The organism is Actinomadura verrucosospora (assembly GCF_039540335.1).
In the GTDB taxonomy this organism is placed as follows: Bacteria; Actinomycetota; Actinomycetes; order Streptosporangiales; family Streptosporangiaceae; genus Spirillospora; species Spirillospora verrucosospora.
In genome coordinates this window covers 80,020-101,158 of sequence record NZ_BAABEV010000012.1, presented here as the reverse complement: position 1 = coordinate 101,158, position 21,139 = coordinate 80,020, and the positions used below count along the sequence as shown (strand labels likewise).

General features: G+C 73.2%; 17 protein-coding genes. 5 read left to right on the top strand and 12 right to left on the bottom strand.

All coding sequences use genetic code 11. The features are described 5' to 3' along the window. Position 1: 1 nt before the first annotated feature. The 8 genes from ABD944_RS16035 to ychF all read right to left on the bottom strand — a co-directional run bounded on the left by ABD944_RS16035 (position 2) and on the right by ychF (position 12,791). A complete protein-coding gene (locus tag ABD944_RS16035) occupies positions 2-1,060 on the bottom strand; it encodes a C40 family peptidase (RefSeq protein ID WP_345177025.1) in 1,059 nt (352 codons plus the stop codon). After that, positions 1,057-1,698: a hypothetical protein gene (locus ABD944_RS16030; RefSeq protein ID WP_345177022.1), complete on the bottom strand. Its 642-nt coding sequence runs from the start codon at positions 1,696-1,698 to the stop codon at positions 1,057-1,059. The genes ABD944_RS16035 and ABD944_RS16030 overlap by 4 nt, the downstream gene beginning before the upstream one ends. Continuing rightward, entirely contained in the window at positions 1,698-4,178 is a 2,481-nt protein-coding gene (locus ABD944_RS16025; protein WP_345177021.1) for a type IV secretion system protein, read from the bottom strand. The genes ABD944_RS16030 and ABD944_RS16025 overlap by 1 nt, the downstream gene beginning before the upstream one ends. Beyond that, the gene (locus tag ABD944_RS16020; protein ID WP_345177018.1) at positions 4,175-6,664 is read right to left on the bottom strand and encodes an ATP-binding protein; all 2,490 of its coding nucleotides are present in this window, start codon (positions 6,662-6,664) and stop codon (positions 4,175-4,177) included. The genes ABD944_RS16025 and ABD944_RS16020 overlap by 4 nt, the downstream gene beginning before the upstream one ends. A 166-nt stretch (positions 6,665-6,830) precedes the next feature. Continuing rightward, positions 6,831-9,923 carry a TcpE family conjugal transfer membrane protein gene (locus tag ABD944_RS16015; RefSeq protein WP_345177016.1) on the bottom strand — a complete coding sequence of 1,031 codons (3,093 nt, stop codon included), beginning with the start codon at positions 9,921-9,923 and terminating at the stop codon, positions 6,831-6,833. 89 nt (positions 9,924-10,012) lie between these two features. Continuing rightward, positions 10,013-10,243: a hypothetical protein gene (locus tag ABD944_RS16010; protein ID WP_345177014.1), complete on the bottom strand. Its 231-nt coding sequence runs from the start codon at positions 10,241-10,243 to the stop codon at positions 10,013-10,015. Next, a complete protein-coding gene (locus tag ABD944_RS16005; RefSeq protein ID WP_345177013.1) occupies positions 10,240-11,256 on the bottom strand; it encodes a conjugal transfer protein in 1,017 nt (338 codons plus the stop codon). Before ABD944_RS16005 ends, ABD944_RS16010 begins: the two co-directional genes overlap by 4 nt. A 443-nt stretch (positions 11,257-11,699) precedes the next feature. After that, the gene (ychF, locus tag ABD944_RS16000; RefSeq protein ID WP_345177010.1) at positions 11,700-12,791 is read right to left on the bottom strand and encodes a redox-regulated ATPase YchF; all 1,092 of its coding nucleotides are present in this window, start codon (positions 12,789-12,791) and stop codon (positions 11,700-11,702) included. A 154-nt stretch (positions 12,792-12,945) separates the two neighbouring features. On the opposite strand from ychF, the gene ABD944_RS15995 reads away from it, so the two are divergent. Beyond that, positions 12,946-14,331: a DNA recombination protein RmuC gene (locus tag ABD944_RS15995; protein ID WP_345177007.1), complete on the top strand. Its 1,386-nt coding sequence runs from the start codon at positions 12,946-12,948 to the stop codon at positions 14,329-14,331. Next, entirely contained in the window at positions 14,328-14,942 is a 615-nt protein-coding gene (locus ABD944_RS15990; protein ID WP_345177005.1) for a DUF6542 domain-containing protein, read from the top strand. The genes ABD944_RS15995 and ABD944_RS15990 overlap by 4 nt, the downstream gene beginning before the upstream one ends. Here ABD944_RS15990 and ABD944_RS15985 read toward each other — a convergent pair. Further along, complete coding sequence (locus ABD944_RS15985) at positions 14,939-15,901, bottom strand: 4-hydroxy-3-methylbut-2-enyl diphosphate reductase (protein WP_345177003.1); 963 nt, start codon at positions 15,899-15,901, stop codon at positions 14,939-14,941. The genes ABD944_RS15990 and ABD944_RS15985 overlap by 4 nt on opposite strands. Before the next feature lie 140 nt (positions 15,902-16,041). Here ABD944_RS15985 and ABD944_RS15980 point away from each other — a divergent pair, with 140 nt between their 5' ends. Further along, positions 16,042-16,998 carry a DUF8129 domain-containing protein gene (locus tag ABD944_RS15980; RefSeq protein WP_345177000.1) on the top strand — a complete coding sequence of 319 codons (957 nt, stop codon included), beginning with the start codon at positions 16,042-16,044 and terminating at the stop codon, positions 16,996-16,998. Positions 16,999-17,070: 72 nt separating this feature from the next. Here the strand turns inward: ABD944_RS15980 and ABD944_RS15975 are convergent, their stop codons facing one another. Continuing rightward, positions 17,071-18,294 (bottom strand): MFS transporter, encoded by a 1,224-nt coding sequence (locus ABD944_RS15975; protein WP_345176999.1) that lies wholly within the window; start codon positions 18,292-18,294, stop codon positions 17,071-17,073. Positions 18,295-18,314: 20 nt separating this feature from the next. Continuing rightward, on the bottom strand, positions 18,315-18,740 hold the full coding sequence (locus ABD944_RS15970) for a MarR family winged helix-turn-helix transcriptional regulator (protein WP_345176996.1): 426 nt from the start codon (positions 18,738-18,740) through the stop codon (positions 18,315-18,317). Between the two features lie 144 nt (positions 18,741-18,884). Here ABD944_RS15970 and xseA point away from each other — a divergent pair, with 144 nt between their 5' ends. Together xseA and ABD944_RS15960 are read left to right on the top strand one after the other, a co-directional pair. Continuing rightward, on the top strand, positions 18,885-20,093 hold the full coding sequence (gene xseA, locus ABD944_RS15965; protein ID WP_345176994.1) for an exodeoxyribonuclease VII large subunit: 1,209 nt from the start codon (positions 18,885-18,887) through the stop codon (positions 20,091-20,093). A 57-nt stretch (positions 20,094-20,150) separates the two neighbouring features. Next, positions 20,151-20,387 (top strand): exodeoxyribonuclease VII small subunit, encoded by a 237-nt coding sequence (locus ABD944_RS15960; protein ID WP_345176991.1) that lies wholly within the window; start codon positions 20,151-20,153, stop codon positions 20,385-20,387. A gap of 25 nt (positions 20,388-20,412) precedes the next feature. Here the strand turns inward: ABD944_RS15960 and ABD944_RS15955 are convergent, their stop codons facing one another. Then, positions 20,413-21,120: a DUF4245 domain-containing protein gene (locus tag ABD944_RS15955; RefSeq protein WP_345176988.1), complete on the bottom strand. Its 708-nt coding sequence runs from the start codon at positions 21,118-21,120 to the stop codon at positions 20,413-20,415. Positions 21,121-21,139: the final 19 nt, after the last annotated feature.

The window sequence follows — 21,139 nt, the reverse complement described above, 5'->3', positions numbered from 1 at the left end:
GCTACCGGCGCGCGGCCAGCTCGGCCACCTTCTTCTTGAAGTCCGGCCGCGCGAGCGGGCGCGTCACCCCGACCCAGTTCGGCTTCTTGTAGGTCTTCACGCCGATCGCGGGCACGCACGCCGAGCAGCTCGCCACGATCATCTTGCCGCCGCCGATCACCATCCCGACGTGGCCGGGATTGTCGGGCGACGTCCCGGGACCGGAGTTGAAGAACACCAGGTCGCCGGGCTGCTCCTTGCCCTTGGCGATCTTCACGCCGAACGGCCACTGCTCGAACGTCGTGCGCGGGAGGTTCAGCCCGACCTGGCGGTAGGCGGCCTGGATCAGGCTGGAGCAGTCGTAGGCGTCCGGGCCGTTCGCCCCGAACACGTAGGGCTTGCCGCGCTGCGCCATCGCGAACGCGATGATCGTCTTGACGAGGGCGCCGACGTTGGCGGGCAGCTCGTTGTCCTCGCAGTTGATCCCGTTCGCCTGGACGGGCTTGAAGTCGCCGCCGACGTAGCGCTTCGCCCAGTCCAGGACGAGGTCCACGTAGTCCCACGAGTGGTTGTACTGGAAGATCGCGGTGCGCATCCGCTCCGGGGCGCCGTTGTGCTTGAGGTAGGCGGCGGCCGTCGGGATGGCGTCCGCCGGGTCGTAGCGGTCCTTCTTGCCGTCCTTGTCGCCGTCCACCGCGAACGCCTTGAACGTCGCGTCCAGGAACTGCATCGGACCGCCCGCGCCCGCGTAGTTCTCCCCGCTGGAGACGCCCGGCATCGTCGACCTGCCGTGGTCGGTCTCGACCTTGCCGACGCCCGCCAGGACGTTCCAGGGGATGCCGTACTTCCTGCCCGCCTCCTGGTACAGCTTCAGGTAGTCGACCGGGACGGACTTCGCGTCGGCGGCCGCCGCGGGCTGCGCGCCGGCGCCGGCGACGTTCACGCAGCCGCCGCCACCGCCGATCCCGCCGCCGAACAGGAACTGGCTCGCGCCGAACAGGATCGGGACGAACACCAGCGCCACGAACATCACCGCGGCGACGCCCAGAGCGCCGACGAGCAGCAACCTCCGCGGACTCATCCCGTGTCACCCGCCTGTCCCGCGTCGGCGGGCTCGAACGAGTAGACCCTCAGCGAACCGCCGTCCCTCGTCACGGTCACCGCGTACTGCTTGCTGTCGCTGCCGGTCCGCCCGTTCTTGGTGACCTGCTGCCGGCCGGTCACCAGAAAGATGATCGAGTTGTTCTCGATGTCGCGGACCTGGTCGAGGGACGCCGTGCCCTGCGCGACGAGCCGCTCGCGCCTGCGCTCCTCCACCATCCCGGGCGTCGCCACGCCCTGGCCGAGCCGCTGCCCGAGGTCGGAGGTGGCCAGGCCGGCGAAGCGCGCCATGTAGGTCTGGGGGGCCTCGTCGTAGCGGTACGTCCCGTAGGCCGCGACGAACCGCTGCGCCAGGTCGGCCGCCGTGGCGAACTCCTGCCGGGAGAACGGCAGCAGCCGGTAGACGTCGAAGTCGTTCGGGTCGACGGTGCTCTGGATCCCCGGCGGCGGGGACGCGGGGGCCTGCGGCCCCTGCGACACCGCCGCGCTCGGGCGGGCCTCCGGCTCGTCGCCGGACCCGCCCGAGGGGGAGGCCACCGTCAGGTAGACGCCGACCGCCGTGAGCAGGACGACGAGCCCCGCGAACAGCAGCTTGCGCCGCCGGTCGTTCAGGTTCATCACTCGTCCCGGTCCGATTCACCCGACCGGCGGTCGACCGGACGCAGCCAGAACGGGATCGGCGGGCTCGCGTTGGAGCCGCCCCTGCCCCACAGCGGCGGGGGCTCCTGCCGCCCGCCCGGCTCGGGACGCGAGGGCTTCGCGCCCCCACCGCCGCCTCGGCCGCGCTGCCGGGGGACGTTCCCGGACCCGCCGCCCGAACCGCCGTTGCCGCCGCCGAACCAGCCGCTGCCGCCGCCGGAACCGCCGCCGGAACCGCCGGAACCACCCGGGCCGCCGCCCGAGCGCCCGCGACCGCGAGCGGCGGAGCCGGACGAGCGTCCACCGCCGCCGCCGAACCAGCCGCCGCCACCGCCGGAACCACCCGAACCGCCACCGGAACCACCGGAACCACCGCCACCGCCGGAACCGCCGGAGCCGCCGCCCGAACCGCCGCTGCCGCCCGAACCGCCGCCACCGGAGACGCCGCCGCCGGTGCCGCCGCGGCCCGTCCAGGACGTCGGGCGGACGGTGCCCTTGCCGCTCCCGCCCCCGCCTCCGGCGTCCTCACCGTCGCCCTTCGCGACGGTGACGCCGCCGGGCTTGACGGCGGCGGCCCTGGCTCCGTCCGTGCGGCGGTCGCCGAGCGCGCCCGCCCTGGTCGGCAGGTTCAGCGGAGGAGCGCCGCGCCTGGACCGCCCCTGCGCCGCCGCGGCTCCCGCGCCGCGCGGGTTGGCCGCGAGCACCGGCGCGTCCTCGGGCGACTGCTCCGTGCCCGCGCCGGGCGACGACCGGTCAGCCGCGGCCACCGTGCCCGCCACCACGCCGCCCGTCACGCCGCCGGCGAGGGCGGCCGCCATCGCCGGGTCGTTCTTGGCCTTGCGGAACATCTGGTAGGCGGCCACCGGCGGCATCGCCTCGGTGCTCTTTCGGGCCGCCGCGACCGACTTGTCGAGTTCCGCCTCGCCCTTGCCCCGTGCCCCGACCGCCGAGTAGCCGACGGCGGAGAACAGGTGCTGGAACGGCTTGCGGTACACGAACGCCGCGAACGTCACCAGCGCGATCAGCACCACCTGCAGGCCCCACGGCAGCGTCTCGCCGAGGATCAGGCTGTAGGCCCACAGCAGCAGCGAGAGCACGCCGATGAGCGCGGCCTGCTTCAGCAGCATGGACAGCAGCAGTTCGAGCCAGCGGATGGCGACGACGCGTCCGACGCCCGGATGGATGCCGATGCCGAGGAAGATCGGCCCCGCCACGAGGAGCAGCAGGAACGCGATCTTGACGACGATCAGCGCGAGCGCGATGACCAGGATGAGCAGGCCCGCGACCAGAGCCGCGAACAGCGCGATGAGCGACACCCCCAGGCGGTTCTGCCAGTCCTTACCCTGGAAGAGCGCGTAGTTCTGGGGATGGTTGTCGTGGATGTCCTTTGTGACGTCCTTGTAGGCGTCGGACTTCTTCCCCAGGTCGACCTTGTTCGTGCCGTACGTCTCCGGGAGGTCGACCGCCTGCGACCAGAGCAGCTTGTCGGCGTTCTGCTTGATGATCTTCGCGTTGGGGTCGCTGGTGCCGAACTCGCCCTGGAGCCACGGCTTGCAGACCAGCGCCACCCACAGCGCGTTGGCGTTGCGGGACGTCGCGTCGATGTCCTTCGACGTCGCCGGGTCGGGCTTGCCCTCGGGGACGGGAACGCACGTCCCGCCCTTGGTATCGCTCGGTGGCAGCGCCGCGCTGAACGCGGCGCTGGTCGCCTCCGACACCTTCGTCCCGAGCGTGGTGAAGTCCGAGGGCCGCGTGATCAGCCAGGTGAGCGCCACCATCGCGGCGACCATCCAGATCACGCCCTCGCTGACCTTGCTCGCCCGCCGGCGGACCAGGCCCCACCAGGCCAGCCAGATCGCGCCGAGGATGATCACCCACGACCAGTAGCGGGCGTTGAACGTCTTGCCGACGTTGGTGATGACCCCGTCGACGGTGTCCTTCAGCCAGCTCAGCAGCGACTCCGACGCGGCCGCCTGGTAGACGCTGATCGTCGTCCGGTCGATCGTCCGGACGAGGGTGAACACGGTGTTCGCGATCGCGTTGCCCATCATGGACATCGCGTCCGAGCAGCCCATGTCGACCGCGTACCAGGTCTGCCCGGCGGTGCCGTACCGGTCGTAGTACGTGAGCTTCTCGACCGGCGTCTTCTTCAGCTTCTCGTCCGGGTAGTCGGGCGGCTTGATCATGCCGTCCGTCCCGGATCCGTACTGCTCGGGCGCGGGATGGTCGGCCGGGCTGCACGCGTCGTTCAGCGGGTTCGGCAGCTGCGGGACCGACGCGGACGCCGGCGACAGCGGCCCCAGCATGAACAGCGCCATGACGACCAGCAGCAGCACCGAGCGGCGCGTGCGCGGCGCGCGGCGGCGCCGGGGACGCCGCGGGCGCCGCAGGGCCTTGCGGTCGAGCCCTTCGCCGGGCGAGCGCTGCAGGCGCGCCGCCCCCTCGCGGGACCCCATCATCGGGAGACCTCCTCGACCTCGGCCCCCGCGGCGGTGAGTTCGGACGTGCCCGGACGGGACCGGGTCGGGTTGGTGTCCAGCCAACGCTGCAGTTCCTCGGAGATCAGGTCGACGCCGATGCGCCCCGCTCGGCCGTCGAGGTCACGGAAGATGCATTCGCCGTTGCCGAGGTTGCGCAGCACGGCCTTGTGCTCGTCGGACGCCTCGACCCCGAGTAGGGACATGACGTTGCCGACCTCGACCCGCTCGGTGGAGCGGAACGAGAACACCGAGGACAGGCAGTTCGTCACCTGTTCGTTCAGCAGGTCTCCCGCGTTCTGGGAGACCAGGATCAGCGCGGTGTTGCGCGAGCGTCCCATCCGCGACACCTCGGGCACCAGCTTGGCGCCCTCCGGCGTCGAGGTGATCGCCCACGCCTCGTCCAGGAAGATGGCCTTCGGGAGCCGCCGTTCGAGGCCGTGCATCAGCCGCCGCGCGAACTGCGACACCAGGTACATCAGCGCGACCGACAGCCGCTGCTCGTAGGAGTAGTCCTCCCGCGGGATCGTGACGTCCGGCAGGGTGAGCCCGCCGAGCGTGAACACGGTCGTCCAGCCGGCGCTGTCGATGCGCTCGCCGCCGGACGGGTCGAAGCACAGCCGCGCGAGCCGCATCTCCGACATCGACCGCAGCACCGCGCCGAGGTTCTTGGACGCCGGGTCGTCGGCGCCTTCCAGGTAGTCGACGACCCGGCCGAGCGAGGGCCGCTCGGCGTTGGCGACCGCGCCGACCGCCTGGATCATCGCGGACTCGCGCTCCTCCGACATCCGCGGCAGCAGCAGCCGCAGCGTCTCTGTCGCCATCATCTTCTTGGTGGCGAGGTCGTCGCCGAAGGAGAACGGGTCGAGCAGGCCCGGCGCCGCCGAGCCGAGCGGCAGGATGCGCGCCCTCCGGCCCCGCGCCTTGAGCAGTTCCACGAGCGACTCGGCGTCGCCCTTCGGGTCGATCGCGGCGATCGTGACGCCGCGCAGCGCCATCTGGTAGATCAGCAGCAGCGCGAGCGTGGTCTTGCCGCCGCCGGGCTCCCCGGTGATCGCCACGGCCGTCGGCCGGTTGCGCGCCGCGGCGACGAGCGGGTCGAAGTGCACGATGGCGCGGGCCCGGCCGAGCGTCTCGCCGATGTAGGGGCCGACCCAGCCCCCGCCCTCGTCGTCGGTGCGGTCGCCGAGGTCGACGGTCGCGACCGGCATGCCGCCCGCGATGGTGCGCAGCGGCTGGCGCTGCGCGTAGGCGTTCAGCCGGATCTGGTCGCCGGGCAGCGACTCCAGGAACAGGGAGAACTGGTCGCCGGTCGAGTTGACGACGTCGATGCCGATGTCGCGGTAGTGCTCGACGACGGCGTCCACGCGCTGCGCGAGCAGCTCCTCGGTCGGCGCCGACACGATCAGCCGGTGCCACCCGTACACGAACGGCAGCCGCTCCTTGGTGATGCCGTGCTCCAGCATCCGGGCGGCGTCGATCTGCTCCGCGAGCGCGATCGGCGCCTCCGCGCCCGCCTCCCGGATGTGCTGGTCCATGTCGCGGGCGTGCGCGAGCTTGCGCGAGACGTCCTTGGACGCCTTCGCCGGCGGGATCAGCTTCATCCGCGCGCTGATCTCGACGGGGAACGGCAGCGCGTCGGCGTAGTGGAGCCAGGGCTCGCCGTCCGGGAACGGCATCATGTCGGGGAACCGCGCGAACGACAGGTACGCGACGTACGACGCGGCCGTGGCGCCGCCGCCCGCCCCGGTGAAGTTCGGCTGCTCGATCCGCAGGTACGAGCGCCCGTTGTGGATGGCGCCCTCCACCAGCGACTCGATCTCGCCCTTGCCCCACGCCCGGCGCGGGACGGCGGACGGCGGCGGGTCGGCCAGCGCCCCCGTCACCGCGTGCTGGAACAGCCACGCGACCTCGGTGGAGGTGGCGTGCCTGGCGTAGAGGGCGGACCCGCCGAGCGCGCGGCCGATCCGGTCGGCCTGCTCCGTCCAGCGCGCGATCTCCTTCTTGTCGACCGCGTCGTCGTGCACGCCGAGGACGCTCTCGCTGCGCTTGTAGGCCCTGAGGAGCTGCGACAGGACGCCGCCCGACAGCTGCGCGCCCATGCCGCGCTGGCCGAGCCGCACCCCGAGGTAGACCTCCTTGGTCCAGAAATCCTTGGCCCACACGTGGGCGTAGGTCTCCTCCAGGTACTCCCGCCACCCGGGGCCGCCGTCGGACGTCCGGTCCAGCGCCAGCGCCCACTCCGCCGCCGGATACGTCCGGTGCCCGATCCGCAGATGGACCTCGGCGTCCTGCATGCGGATGCCGGCCAGCGCGATGGTGATGTTGGTGGCGAGCGCCTCGCGCTCCTCACCGGTCGTGAACTCGTAGGACACCGTGGGGAGCCGGAAGTACGCCCACGCGGCGCTGTCGGTCAGCAGGACGCGGTCGTCGAAGTACCGAACGGCCAGTCGGCTCGACTTGCTCATGCCGTCCTCCCGACGCCGGTTCCGATCAACGATTCTCTCCACCGCCGGGCAGCCGCACAGGGCTGCCCGGGAGAGTGTTCGCCATCCGGACGGTCATGAACGTCAGGCGCGTCCGCCAGCAATGCCCGGTCCACTTCGGTCTCCGCTCGATGCCCGCGAGGGGCGCTCATCGGGTGGCCTCCTGCTCCTGCTGAAGCTCCTGGTAACGCTCGGGCATGACGGTGAAGCCGCCGGCCACGACGCCGGCGAGGGCAAGATAGGCACGCCGCGTGGGCGTGCGCAACGACTTCAGCTCGTTGCGCGGCGCGCGGTCCATACTCAGGTGATCATCCCATGGGATGCGCACCAGCGCCCGGCAGCGGCCCCGGGCCACGGCCTCGGCCTGCTCGACGTCGTCCATGCTGCGGCGGCTCACCCCGTTGATGACCGTCACCGCGCGGGACCGCAGCTCCTCGTAGCCGTGGCCGTCCAGCCACTCGAACGTCATAGCGACGGCGCGGGGCGCGTCGGCGCTCGCCGGCGCGACGAGGACGATCTGGTCGGCGTAGGGCAGGACGCGCGCCACCACGGCGGCGGCCGCGTCCAGCAGCGTCACCGAGTAGAACTTGTCGAGGGTGCGGATGGCGAGCGCGTAGTCGCGGTCGTCGAGCGCCTGCAGCGGGTTCTTGCCCGCCGCGATGACGTCGAGGCCGGACTTGGCCTGCGAGGTGTACCGGCGCATCGCGGTGAGGCTGGAGACCTGGTCGGCGCGCGTGATGAGGCCGGTCAGCGTCTCGTTGGTGTCGCTGCGGGTGCGCCGCGCGAGCGCGCCCGGCCCGGGGTTCACGTCGATCGCCACGACCGGCTCGCCGTTGTGCTGCGCGAACGTGTGCCCCAGCATCAGCGCCGTGACGGTCTGCCCGGCGCCGCCGGTGCAGCCGAGCACGACGACGTGCCGCGTCCCGTGGAACGGCTGCTGGATCCGCTGCTGGTAGTCGGCGTCGACCTCGCCGTGCCCGCCGCCGACCGCGTGGATGAGCCGGCGCAGCCCGCCGGACGTCACCTCGTGCTCGGGACCGGGCGGCGTGATCGCCGGACCCGACGGCGGGGGCGCCGGAGGCGGCGGCAGCGGCCGCGGCCGGACGGGCGACGCGGGCTGCGACCGCACCTCCCGCGGCGGCGCCTCCTCCTCCACCGGACGCTGCTCCACCGGACGCGGCGGCTCCACGGGCGGCACGTCCTGCGCGGGCGGCGCCACCGGCACGGGAACGTCCGGACGCTGCGGCTTGGACAGCCCCTTAGACCAGGGCCTGGGCGGCTCCCTCAGGACCCCGGGCTGCTCCGCCGATGCGGCGGGCATCTCGGGCCGCGGAGCCTCCCGCTCCGGCGGCGCGGGCGGCCGCTGCACGGTCCACCCGGGCACCACCGGCGGCCGCACCACCTGCCCACCCCCCTGCTCCGGCAGTACGGGAGGACGCTCCGGCAACGCACGGGGCCGCTCCCCCTGCGCAGCAGGACGCTCGGGAAGTGCGGGGGGACCCTCCCCCTGCGCGGCGGGCCGCTCCGTCTGCGCGGCAGGACGCTCGCCCTGCGCAGCGGGACGCTCCGGCACGCCGGTGGGACGCTCCGGGACGGCGGTGGGACGCTCCGGCTGCGCGGGAGGACGCTCCGGCAACGCGCGGGGACGCTCGCCCCGCGCAGCGGGCAGCTCGGGCAACTCTGGGGGACGCTCGCCCCGCGCAGCGGGACGCTCCGGCACGGCGGGGGGACGCTCCCCACACGCGGCAGGACGCTCCGGCTGCGCGGGGGGACGCTCCCCTTGCGCGGCGGGACGCTCGGGAAGTGCGGGGGGACGCTCCCCATGCGCGGCGGGCCGCTCCGTCTGCGCGGCAGGACGCTCGCCCTCCGTGGCAGGGCGCTCCGGCAGCGCGGGGGGACGTTCGCCTTGTGCGGCGGGCAGCTCGGGCAGCGCGGTAGGAGGCTCCCCCTGCGTGGCGGGGCGCTCGGGGGGCTGGGGCGGTTGTGCCTCGGCGTGTTCCGGGGCGGTGGGGTGTTCTGTGGGTGTGGGGGGGCGCACCGGCTCCGGGGCGCGGTGCTGGGGGGGCTGGGCGCCGAAGGCGCCGGGGACCGTGGGGATGTCGGGGCGGGTCGCGGCGGGGGCCGCCGGGTGCGGGGTGCGCGTGCCGGCGACCTTCGTGTCGCCGGGCTCTCCGTTGAACGTCTGCCTCACGCGGACGCGCTCGCCGTCGGCGTCGCGGTCCTGCTCGGGCTCGGCGGGGGGCTGCCGCGTGACGCCGTCGCCCGGTTCGGCGGGGCGGGTCCACTGGACGCCCGGCGGCGCGGGGGGCTGCTCGTCGTCGTGCCGGGGCGGCTCGGGGGCGCCCGCGATCTCCTCGGCGGCCCGGCGGACGTCGGGGCGGGACTGCTGGGGGACGACGGGCCGGGTGTCGCCGGCCGGGACGGCCTGCCAGAACTCGGCCTGCTCGCCCGGGCGGCGGACGCCGGAGGCCAGGGCGCGCTTGCCGGAGCCGGGGGGCGCGGCCGGCGGAGGGACCTCCAGCCGCGGCGTCGCCGGGGGCTGCTCGGCGCCGGCGGGAAGGGGCAGGACGTCGTCCTCGTGCGAGATGTCGCGGGTGGTGCGGCGCCACGCCCTGGGCGGGACGAGGGGCTCGGGCGCGGCGGGCGGGGGGACGGCGGGCTCCGAGGCGGCGGGGAGCGGGGTGGCGGGGACGGGCTCGCGCTGGGCCGCGTAGTCGACCAGGGACGGGGGCGCGGCGGCGGCCGCGGGGCGCGGGACCAGGACGGGGGTCGTGGCGGGGGCCGCGGCGGGTTCCGGCTCGGCCGCGCGCCTGCGGGCGCGGCGGCGGGTCTTGATCGCGGCGCGTTCCATCGCGGCGGCGGGGGCGGGGCTCCCGGTGCGCCGCCAGACGCGGGCCACGATGACGACCTCGCGGGGCTCCTGGATGGGGGTGAGGCGGCACCAGGTGCGGGGCTCGGCGAGGTAGCGGCCCTGCGAGAGCAGCAGCTCGGTGAGCCGCTTGCCCTCGATGACGGGGCGGGTCGCCAGCCAGGTGAGCACGCCCGGCGGGACGATGTAGAGCACGTGCCAGGGGGACGCGAAGGGGATCCCGACGACCCGGAGCAGCACGATCCACGGCACGAACACGCCGAGGAAGACGCCGATCTGGACCAGCGGCAGCGGCATCGGAAGCCGCAGGTCGTACAGCTTGTAGAGCCGCTTCTCGATGCGCCAGATGTTCGTGTACGTGGGTAGATCCACGCCCCTACTCCCCTAACTGCGCGAGCACCGTGCCGCCTGCCGACCTCCGCCCGAGGTCAGGCGTCCACGCCTGAGGCCCCGGCGATCGCCTAGGCCGTGGTCTCGATGATGTTCGGTACGTGGAAGACCACTCCGATCCCGATCGCCGGGCAGATGGATCGCGCGGACCGCGTGAGGTCGCGGGTGAGCCGGAGGAGAAGCGGCACGCCGATCACGGGGAACGGCGGGCCGGGAATCTCGCGCGGCCGTTCGGCGCGCCGGGATTTCCCGAGGCCGGCGGACGGTTCGGGGGGCGTGTTGATCACTTCGCGGCCTCTCATGATGCGTCCGGTTGCGTGGTGCCACGAATGTCCTGGACGAGCCAGGTCGTTCCCTTCTTCACCATGGCGAGCTGGTAGCTCTGCTCGAGCTCACCGCCGCCGCCGCCGGCGGGCTGCCACACCACGGTCGCGGTGACGGTGCGCGAGCCTCCGGGGCCCTTCGGCGCGACGACCTCCTTGACCTGGACGAAGACGACGGTCTTGGCCAGGCCCGCGATGGTCGTCCCGTTGGAGAACCGGGACAGGGCCGCCTGGTTGCCGTTCGCGTACTCCGTGAAGAAGGTGCTGAGGAAGGGCTGGAGTTCGGTTTCGAGCGCGGTGTCGCGGTCCTGGACCCCGTCCCCTGGAAGCTGCGCCTTGGTCGGAGGGGGCAGCAGGGCGGGACGGGCGGAGACGACCAGCGAGCCGCTCCGGTCGGCGTACACCGGGACGGCGAGGCGGAGCCAGCGGTCGGCGGTCCGTGCCAGGAGAATCACGGTGGCGTTGCTGGCGTCGCGGGCGTCGACGCCGGCGACCTGGACGGACTGCACCTGCATCTTGCCGACGCCGTTCCAGCCGTACTGGGCGTCGGCGCCGTCGGGCAGGAAGGTCCGCAGCTGCGCCTCGCGGGCGGGCGCGGTCTTCTGGTCGAAGTTGAGGTAGACGTTGGCGAACTGGAGGGCGAACGCGCCCGCGGCGCTGGTGGGGAACCCGGCGCCCTTCGGGGCCTTGGACTCGGTGCCGCCCGCGCTGGGCGTGTCGTCGGCGGTGAAGCGCTCGAACGGGGCGCGGATGCCGTTGACGAGGATGACGAGGATGAGGGCCCACAGCACGGCGCGGCCGACCCAGACCCACCAGCGCCCGCCGGATCCGCCCCAGCGGCCGCCGCCGCGCGAGCCGCCACCGGACCCCCGGCGGCCGCGCTCGGGCAGGTCCCACGGGTCGGCGGACGCCGCGAGCGCCCGGCCGGGCGTCGCGGTCTCCTCGACTACGGCGGTGTCACGGCCGCGTCCCACGGCCGACCTGCGAGCCATCCTGCCTCCGCTCGCGCCTCGCCCCCGGTCGGCGCGGTCCTGTTGCCTGGTCATGTCCGGTGGCTTTTCCGAACCCACCTCGGGCCCAGGGTAACCACGGGCGTCAATTGTTCCAGCGCATCCCAGCGAAACACAGCCCCGGCACGCGGTTGCGGATAATGCAATCCACCTCAGCAGGAACGGGGAGGATTGCCAAACGGTGACGTTCTCCTACCTGGGGCTCCGAACGGTGCGCAAGCCTCGTCAGCGGACAAGCGGGATGCTTTCGACGTCGCTTGGTCACGGGATGGCGACGGCGCCCGCAATCCGTTCCCGCCGAAATAACCGACATGAAGTCGAAAATGCGACACCTTGCACCAAAACGGCCAGCTCATCCGGCACGTCCGCCGCACCGGCACCGCGTGTCGCCAAAATCACACCGGTCGCGGCCCCGCCGGGCGCGGTCAGACGTTGAAGCGGAACTCCACGACGTCGCCGTCCTGCATGACGTAGTCCTTGCCCTCCATGCGCACCTTGCCGGCGGTGCGCGCGGCGGCCATCGAGCCCGCGGCGGTCAGGTCGTCGAAGGAGACGATCTCGGCCTTGATGAAGCCGCGCTGGAAGTCGGTGTGGATGACGCCCGCGGCCTCCGGCGCGGTGGCGCCCTTGGGGATCGTCCAGGCGCGCGACTCCTTGGGCCCCGCCGTCAGGTAGGTCTGGAGGCCGAGGGTGGCGAACCCGATGCGGACGAGCTGCGACAGGCCGGACTCCTCCTGCCCCATGCCCTGGAGCAGTTCGAGCGCCTCGTCGTCGGGCAGCTCGATCAGCTCCGCCTCGATCTTGGCGTCCAGGAAGATCGCCTCGGCGGGGGCGACGAGGGTGCGCAGGCGCTCGCGCAGGGCCTCGTCGGTCAGCTCGCTCTCGTCCAGGTTGAAGACGTAGAGGAACGGCTTGGCGGTGAGCAGGTGCAGCTCGCGCAGGAGCTCCAGGTCGATCCCGGCCTGCTCGGCCCCCGCGAACAGCGTGACGCCGTCGTTCAGGAGCTTCTGCGCGGCGTTGACGGCGTCGACGACGGCGAGCTTGTCCTTGTCCTTCTTGGTGCGGGCCTCCTTGTCGAGGCGCGGCAGCGCCTTCTCGATCGTCTGGAGGTCGGCCAGGATCAGCTCGGTGTTGATCGTCTCGATGTCGCGGGACGGGGCGACGTCGCCGTCCACGTGCGTGACGTCCGGGTCCTCGAACGCCCGGATGACCTGGCAGATCGCGTTGGTCTCCCGGATGTTGGCGAGGAACTTGTTGCCAAGCCCCTGCCCTTCCGAGGCGCCCTTGACGATGCCCGCGATGTCGACGAACTCCATCGTCGCCGGGATGACCTTCTGCGAGCCGAACAGCTCGGCGAGGACGGTCAGCCGCGGGTCGGGCACCCCGACCACGCCGACGTTGGGGTCGATGGTCGCGAACGGGTAGTTGGCGGCCAGCGCGTCGTTCTTGGTCAGCGCGTTGAAGAGCGTCGACTTGCCGACGTTGGGCAGCCCGACGATTCCGATGGAGAGGCTCACGGCCGTCAAGTTTATGGGCGCTCGCGGACCCCTCGGGCTGCCCGGAACCTCCGTGCGGCCTCCCCCCGGTGAACACTGGGCCAAATGTCCGGTGACGCGGGGGCTCCCGGCGCGTCGCGGTCGCCGATCGCGGGCGCGCTGTCACGATGAGCGGATGGACCTCGCGCTGTTCGCCGGACTCCTCGTCGGCGCCGTCTTCGGCGCCGTCGCCGGGTACGCGCTCGCGACGAGCCGGCAGGGGGCGCTGATCGCGCGGGCGCGCGCGGCCGAGGAGAAGCTCGCCTACGCCGAGGGGCGGATGGCCGAGCACTTCGAGAACCTGTCGGCCAAGGCCCTGGACGCCAGCAACCAGCGGTTCCTGGAGCTGGCGGACGCGCGGTTCAAGGCGGCGGGCGCCGAGGCGGCCGGTGACCTGCAGCGGCGGCAGCAGGCCGTCGAGCACCTGGTGGCGCCGCTCAGGGAGACGCTCGCCAAGGTGGAGGAGCAGCTCCGCGAGGTGGAGACGGGCCGGCGCGAGTCGCACGCCATGCTGGCCAAGCAGGTCGACTTCGTCCGGCAGAGCTCCGACCAGCTCCGGCGGGAGACGCAGTCGCTCGTGCGGGCGCTGCAGCGGCCCGAGGCCAGGGGCCGCTGGGGCGAGCTCCAGCTCCGCCGCGTGGTGGAGCTGGCCGGGATGGCGCACCACTGCGACTTCGAGGAGCAGGCCGGCGCGGTGACCGCCGACGGCGCGGTCCGTCCCGACATGGTGGTGCAGCTGGCCGGCGGCAAGAGCATCGTGGTCGACTCCAAGGTCTCGCTGGCCGCCTACCTCCAGGCGGCGGAGAGCGGCGACCCGGTGCGGCTCGACGCGCACGCGCGGCACCTGCGCGACCATGTCGACCGCCTGTCGGCCAAGTCGTACTGGCAGGCGTTCAGCCCGGCGCCGGAGTTCGTCGTGCTGTTCATCCCGGGCGAGGCCTTCCTGGCGCCCGCCCTCGACCGCGACCCCGGCCTGCTGGAGTACGCGATGAGGCGGCGCGTGCACATCGCCACGCCGACGACCCTCGTCACGATGCTGCGGACGGCGTCCTACGCGTGGCAGCAGGCCGCCCTCTCGCACAACGCCCGCGCGGTCTTCGAGCTGGGCAAGGAGCTGTACGAGCGGCTGGGCACGATGGGGCAGCACGTCGACGAGCTCGGCCGGGCGCTGACCGGCGCCGTCAAGACCTACAACCGGACGGTCGGGTCCCTGGAGACCCGCGTTCTGGTCAGCGCGCGCAAGCTGAACGAGCTCGGGGTGGTGGACGAGGGCCTGGAAAGCCCTCATCCTGTCGAGGAGAGCCCCCGCGCTCTGTCCGCGGCCGAACTGACCGCGGACGACGAACTTCTCGACGACGAGGACCATCTCCCAGAAAGGGACCGTTCCCGGCGCGGCCCCGCCGCGGGAGCGGCGGGTCTCGGCGGGCGCGTCCCCGAGCAGGGCGATCCGCGGGACGTCCGGGAGCGGAGCGGGCCGGGGCGTGTGGGAGGCCCGCCTCCCACGGGGAAGAGGTGGCGATGAGTTCATCGACGGTACGCGACGCGCCGGGAGGCTCCTCGGCCTCCCCGGAGGGCCCGTCGCGGCGCCGGCGCGGCGGCCCGCCGCGCTCGGAGTCGGCCGGCCCGATCACGCTCACCGGGCGCGGCGGCATCGTCGTCATGTTCGCCGCCGGGGTGCTGTGCGGGCTGCTGTCGCGGTGGTTCGGCGTGCCGCTGCTGGCCGGCGCGGGGTTCGCGATCGGCTGCGCGCTCGCCGCGTTCGCGACCCGTCCCGCCGACCTGCTCACGCTCGTCGTCAGCCCGCCGCTGGTGTTCCTCGCCGCCACGCTCACGGTCGTGCTCGTCACCACGCTCGGCGACGGCTCGCTGCTGCGCGGCGTCACGGTGGGCGTCTTCACCGCGCTCGCGGCCACCGCGCCGTGGCTGTTCTTCGGCACGCTGCTCGTGGTCGTGATCTGCCTGGCGCGCGGCGTGCTGACGAACGCCCGGGAGCTGCACGACAAGCTGGTCGGGGTCCGCCTCTTCGAGAAGGAGGAGAACGAGAACCCCGTCCGGTGGGACGAGTCCCCCGGCACGCCCAAGGAGGGCCGCCACGCCCGCGGCGACCGGCCGCCCTCCGGGGCCGCGGGTTAGACCGGCGTGATGCGCAGGTCCTTGCGGAGCTCCTTCGGCAGGGAGAAGCGCATCCTCTCCTCGACGGACTCGATCTCCTCGGCCTCGCCGTAGCCGCGCTCGGCGAGCCAGGCGAGGACCTCCTGGACCAGCTCGTCCGGGACGGACGCGCCGCTCGTGACGCCGACCGTGGTGACGCCCTCCAGCCAGGCCGGGTCGATCTGCTCGGCGTAGTCGACGAGGTGGGCGTCGTCGGCGCCGTGCTCCTTGGCGACCTCGACCAGGCGGACGGAGTTGGAGGAGTTGGTCGACCCCACCACGATGACGAGCTGCGCCTCCGCCGCCATCTCCTTCACCGCGACCTGCCGGTTCTGGGTGGCGTAGCAGATGTCGTCGGACGGGGGGTCCATCAGCTTGGGGAACCGCTCGCGGAGCTTCTCGACGGTGGCGACGGTCTCGTCGACCGACAGCGTGGTCTGCGACAGCCACGCCACCTTCTCGGGGTCGCGGACGGTCACGTTGGCGACGTCGTCGGGGCCGTCGACGAGGTGGATGTGGTCGGGCGCCTCGCCGGTGGTGCCGATGACCTCCTCGTGGCCCTCGTGGCCGATCAGCAGGATGTCGTAGTCGTCGGCGGCGAACCGGACGGCCTCCTTGTGGACCTTGGTCACCAGCGGGCACGTCGCGTCGATGGTGCGCAGGGACAGGCCCCTGGCCTCCTCGTGCACGACGGGCGCCACGCCGTGGGCGGAGAACACCACGATGGAGCCCTCGGGGACCTCCTCGGTCTCGTCCACGAAGATCGCGCCACGCTCCTCCAGCGTCTTCACGACGTGCACGTTGTGGACGATCTGCTTGCGGACGTAGATCGGGGCCCCGTACTTCTCCAGGGCGATCTCGACCGCTTGCACGGCCCGGTCGACGCCCGCGCAGTAACCACGCGGCTTGGCGAGCAGGACACGGCGCTGGGTGGAGGTCATGGCTCCATCGTACGAGGAGCCGGGCTGTGACCGACTCCACGGCACGCTTTGCCAGAATTCCATTCACCCCGCGTGACCAGGGTCGCACCGATGGGGCAGAGTGAGGGGGGACGGAGACGAGGCAGGAAGAGGAATGTCCGATGAGGAAATCGCCGCGCCGCCTCAGTGAGCAGGTCCGCGAAACGGTGGGCGAGCAGGTCCGGGATCTGCCGCTGCACGCCGTCCGGCTGGCCATGTTCGGCGTCGGCCGGGCTCTGCTGCTCAGCGACCGGGTGACCCGGGACTACAAGGAGATCACCGAGGGCGGCGGTGTGAAGCCGGTGGCCCTGCGGCTGCGCGACGACGTCCAGCACACGGCCGGGAAGGTCGTGGGGCTGGTCGCCGAGCGCGTCCGCGGTGAGGAGCCCGAGGCCGAGCCCGCGCCCGAGCCCGCGCCCGAGCCTGCGCGCCGTACCAGGACGGCCGCCGCGCGGTCGGCGGCCACCGAGGAGATCTCGGTCGGCAAGCCCGGCGCCGGGGCGGCCCGCAAGCCCGGGCACGCCCGTCCGGGACCGCCGCCGAAGCCCGCCAGGCCAGGGGCGCTGGGCCGGGACCACGCCAAGGCCGAGGGCGGGGCCGCTCCGGTGGCCGAGCCCGCGCCGAAGCCGGTGCCGTCCGAGCCGAAGCCGGAGCCCGCGCCGCAGGCCGAGCCCGCCCCGAGCCCGAAGGCCGCCGAGCCCGCGCCCGCCAAGCCCAAGCCCAAGGCGTCGCCCGCCAAGCCCAAGGCGGCCGAGCCCAAGGCGGCCCAGGCTCCGGAGGGCAAGGCGCCGGAGAAGAAGGCTCCGGCGGCGAAGGCCGGGAAGAAGGCCGACGAGGCCGCCTTCGAGCCGAAGCCGGAGGCCAAGCCCGCCGCGCAGGCGGAGGCCGCGCACATCGCCGAGGATCTGCCGGTGCCCGACTACGACAGCGCCACGCTGCCGCAGCTGCGGGCCCGCCTTCGCGGCCTGTCCGCCGACCAGGTGAAGCTCCTGCGCGAGTACGAGCGCAAGCACGCCGGTCGTGAGGACGTCATCCGCATGTACGAGCGCCGCATCGCCAAGCTCAACGGCCTCACCTGAGCCGCCGCAGGCCGAGCGGTACGACACGACGGAAGCCCCCGGGAGCGCCCGGGGGCTTCCGTCGTCGCGGGGTCAGGCCGCCGCGGGGGCGTCCTGGAACGCGTGGTCGACGTCGACCCGCTCCAGCGGCTCCAGGTGCCGGCGGCGCACCGCGAGGATGCCGATCGCGACGGCGCAGCAGGCCGCGCCGACCAGGTACGGCAGGCTCGCGTCGACCTCCTCCGCGAGCTTCGTCGCGATGTACGGGGCGAGGGCGCCGCCCATCCAGCGGACGAAGTTGTACCCGGCGGACGCGACGGGCCGCGGACTGTCGGAGACCTCCATGGCGGCCTCGGTGAACGCGGTGTTGTTCAGCCCGATCGGGATGCCGGACAGGACGGTGCAGACGATGATCCCGTCGTGCCCGAGGAACGCCAGCCCGAGCTGGAACACGATCAGCAGCGCCAGCGCGAGGTGCATGACCCGGACGGTCCCGACGCGCCGCTGCAGCATGGGCGCGCCGAACACCGACGCCAGCGCGACCATCACGCCCCAGCCGAAGAACACCAGGCCGATGCCGTGCGCGCTCATCCCGAGGACGAACGGGGTGAAGGCCAGGACGGTGAAGAACGCGTAGTTGTAGAACAGCGCGGTGAACGCGGTGGTGGACAGGCCGCCGTGCGCGAGGGCCCGGATCGGAGCGCTCAGGCGGGTCTTCTCGGCGGGCTTCGGCGTGGGCCTGAGCAGCGTGACGATCAGGAGGAAGCCGACCGCCATGAGCGCGGCGGTGCCGAAGAAGGGGAACCGCCAGTTCATGTCGCCGAGCAGGGCGCCGGCGAGCGGGCCGAGCGAGATGCCGATGCCGAGCGCCGCCTCGTACAGGATGATCGCCGACTCGGCCCCGCCCGAGGCGGCGCCCACGATGACGGCGAGCGCCGTGGCGACGAACAGGGCGTTGCCGAGGCCCCAGCCGGCGCGGAATCCGACGAGCTGCCCGACGGTCCCGGACGTCCCGGCGAGGGCGGCGAAGGTTACGACGAGCGCGAGGCCGATGAGCAGCGTCCTCTTCCCGCCGATCCTGCTGGACACCCAGCCGGTGACCAGCATCGCCACCGCGGTGATCAGGAAGTAGCTGGTGAACAGCAGGGACACCTGGCTCGCCGAGGCGTCCAGGTTCTTCGCGATCGCGGGCAGGATCGGGTCGACGAGGCCGATGCCCATGAAGGCGACGACCGCGGCGAAGGCGGTCGCCCACACCGACGTCGGCTGCCTGAGGATGCCGCCGCCCTTCGGGGTCGCCGAGGGCTTCGCGTGCATGGGTACCTCCGTGTGCTGGTTCAGGGTGCGCCGAAGAGCTTGTCGAGGGCGGGCAGCGCCGCGGCGACCGCCGCGCGCTCCTCGTCCGTCAGCTCCGCGAACCGCTCGGCGAGGAAGCCGATCCGGCGCTCGCGCCCGGCGGCCAGCCGGTCGCGTCCCGGCCCGGTGAGCCGGGCGGTGACGACGCGGGCGTCGGCGCCGCTCCGGCCGCGCGCGACGAGCCCGTCGCGTTCGAGCCGGTTGATCTGCGCCGTCATGGTCGGCAGCCGGACGCCGTGCTCGGCGGCCAGCTCGGTCATCCGCCGCGGCCCGTGCTCCAGGGAGCCGAGCACGGACAGCTGCTGGCTGGTGATCGGCTGGTCGGCGCTGACCTGCCGGAGCATCAGCACCACGTGGCGCAGGCGCCGGTTGAGCTGCTCGGCGAGCTCGCGTTCGGATGCGGTCACGGTTTCTCCTCGGAATTACTTAGTCAGTCTAAGTTAGCTTGGCTAAGATCGTGCGCTCGGCGGCATGTCTCTTCGGTCACACGGATTCTGCCGGGACCGGCGGCGCGCGGCTCGGCGGCCGCGGCCGCGCCGTAGGCTGCCTGCATGGCGATGGAGACCACGGCCGAATCCCCGGTTCCGGTTCGCACCGTCCTTCAGGCGGTGAGCGGGTGGATCGGCAGGCTCGGCCGCATCTGGGTGGAGGGGCAGATCACCGACCTCAACGCCCGCGGCGGCACGGTCTACATGACGCTGCGCGACCCGGTGGCGAACATGTCGGTGCGGGTGGTCGGCCCGCGCGCGGTGTTCGAGGCCGCCGGGCCCGCGGTCACCGACGGGGCCCGCGTCGTCGTGCACGCCAAGCCCGACTTCTGGATCAACCGCGGGACGTTCTCGCTCAGCGTGCTGGAGATCAGGCCGGTCGGCGTCGGCGAGCTGCTGGCCCGGCTGGAGCGGCTCAAGCGGGTGCTGGCCTCCGAGGGGCTGTTCCGGCCCGAGCGCAAGCGCCCGCTGCCCTTCCTGCCCGGCCGGATCGGGCTGATCTGCGGGCGAGACTCCGACGCCGAGCACGACGTCCTGGAGAACGCGCGGCGGCGGTGGCCGGCGGTGGCGTTCCGGGTGGAGAACACCGCGGTGCAGGGCTCGTACGCGGTCGGCGAGGTGATGGAGGCGCTGCGCGCGCTGGACGCCGATCCCGAGATCGACGTGATCATCATCGCGCGCGGTGGCGGCGCGATGGAGGATCTGCTGCCGTTCTCCGACGAGGCCCTCGTCCGCGCGGTCCACGCCGCCCGCACGCCGGTCGTCAGCGCGATCGGGCACGAGCAGGACAGCCCGCTCCTGGACCTGGTCGCCGACGTCCGGGCCTCCACCCCGACCGACGCCGCGAAGAAGGCCGTGCCGGACGTGCGCGAGCAGCTCCAGCTCGTCCGGCAGCTGCGCGACCGCGGGCGGCGGTGCCTGTCCGGGGCGGTGGAGCGCGAGCTGGCGTGGCTGCGCTCGGTGCGCTCGCGGCCCGCGCTGGCCGACCCGGTGCGGGAGATCGAGCGGCAGTCCGAGCAGGTCGCGGCGCTGCGCGACCGGGCGCGCCGGTGCCTGTCGGCGGCGCTGGACCGGGCCGGGGACGAGCTCGGGCACACCCGCGCCCGGCTGGTCGCCCTCTCCCCCGCCGCGACGCTGGAGCGCGGCTACGCGATCGTCCAGCGGGAGGACGCGTCGGTGGTGCGGGAGTCGGCGGCGGTCAAGGACGGCGAGCGCCTGCACGTGCGGCTCGCCGACGGGCGCCTCGGCGTGAGCGTGACCGGCCGGGAATGAACCGCGAGTCGCCGCCCGGGGAACGGGATGTCCCCCGGGGGATGAGAGGGTGGGCCGGTGGCTGACGAGAACGGGACGGCCGAGAAGCCGTCGTACGAGCAGGCGCGGGACGAGCTGGCCGACGTCGTCAAGCGGCTGGAGGCGGGCGGCCTGACGCTGGAGGAGTCGCTCAGCCTGTGGGAGCGGGGCGAGAGGCTCGCCGCCGTCTGCGAGGAGTGGTTGGAGGGCGCCCGCGCCCGGCTGGCCGCGGCGCTCGAACGGCCGGACGGCGGCGACGCGGCCGCCCCGTTCTGAGGCGGCGCGCGGCCCTCGCCGAGGCTCAGGAGGCCGGCGTGGCCGTCGCCGAAGGGGTCGGGCCGCCGTTCTTCGACTGCTCCTTGAGCGACCCGGCCAGGACGGCCAGCTCCGCGTAGGAGGCGGTGCCGGTGACCACGATGCTGACCCCGTCCGGAAGCGTCCGGGCGAGGGAGTTGGCCTTCTTGTCCTTGCGGTAGTACTTGGTCCAGGTGACGCCGTTCACCTGCTGCGTCCCGACCGGCCGGCTGCTGTTGGCCATGCGCGGGACGTACTGCGAGGCCTTCTCGTTGCTCTGCTCCAGCGCCGCGTACTCGTCGCTGGGCGTCACGAACCCCAGGTGCCAGGCGACGGGGCCCTTGCCGTCGGCGTCCAGGCCGTTCACCCGCGAGCTGTTGGGACGCCAGGTGGGGGGCAGCCCCTCGGGCGCGTGGACGGTGTAGGGCGCGTCGTTGCGCATCGCCCACAGCTGCGAGCTGTAGTCGACGGTCGGCAGGACCTCCTCGTCGCTGCGCGGCGTGACGACGTAGATCGCCAGCACGAGCAGCAGGCAGGCGCCCATCGCCATGGCGAAGCCGCCGAGCCCCGTGGTCAGCCGCTTGTACACGCCGGGGCTCACCTCGACCACGGGCCGTTCCCGCGCGGCGTCCGTCTCGGGCCCGCCGGCGGACGCGTCCGGCGCGGGTCCCGCCTGCTCGGTTTCCGGGGCGGAGGATGGGGTCTTGTCGGTCACCCCTCCAGGATCCCCCACC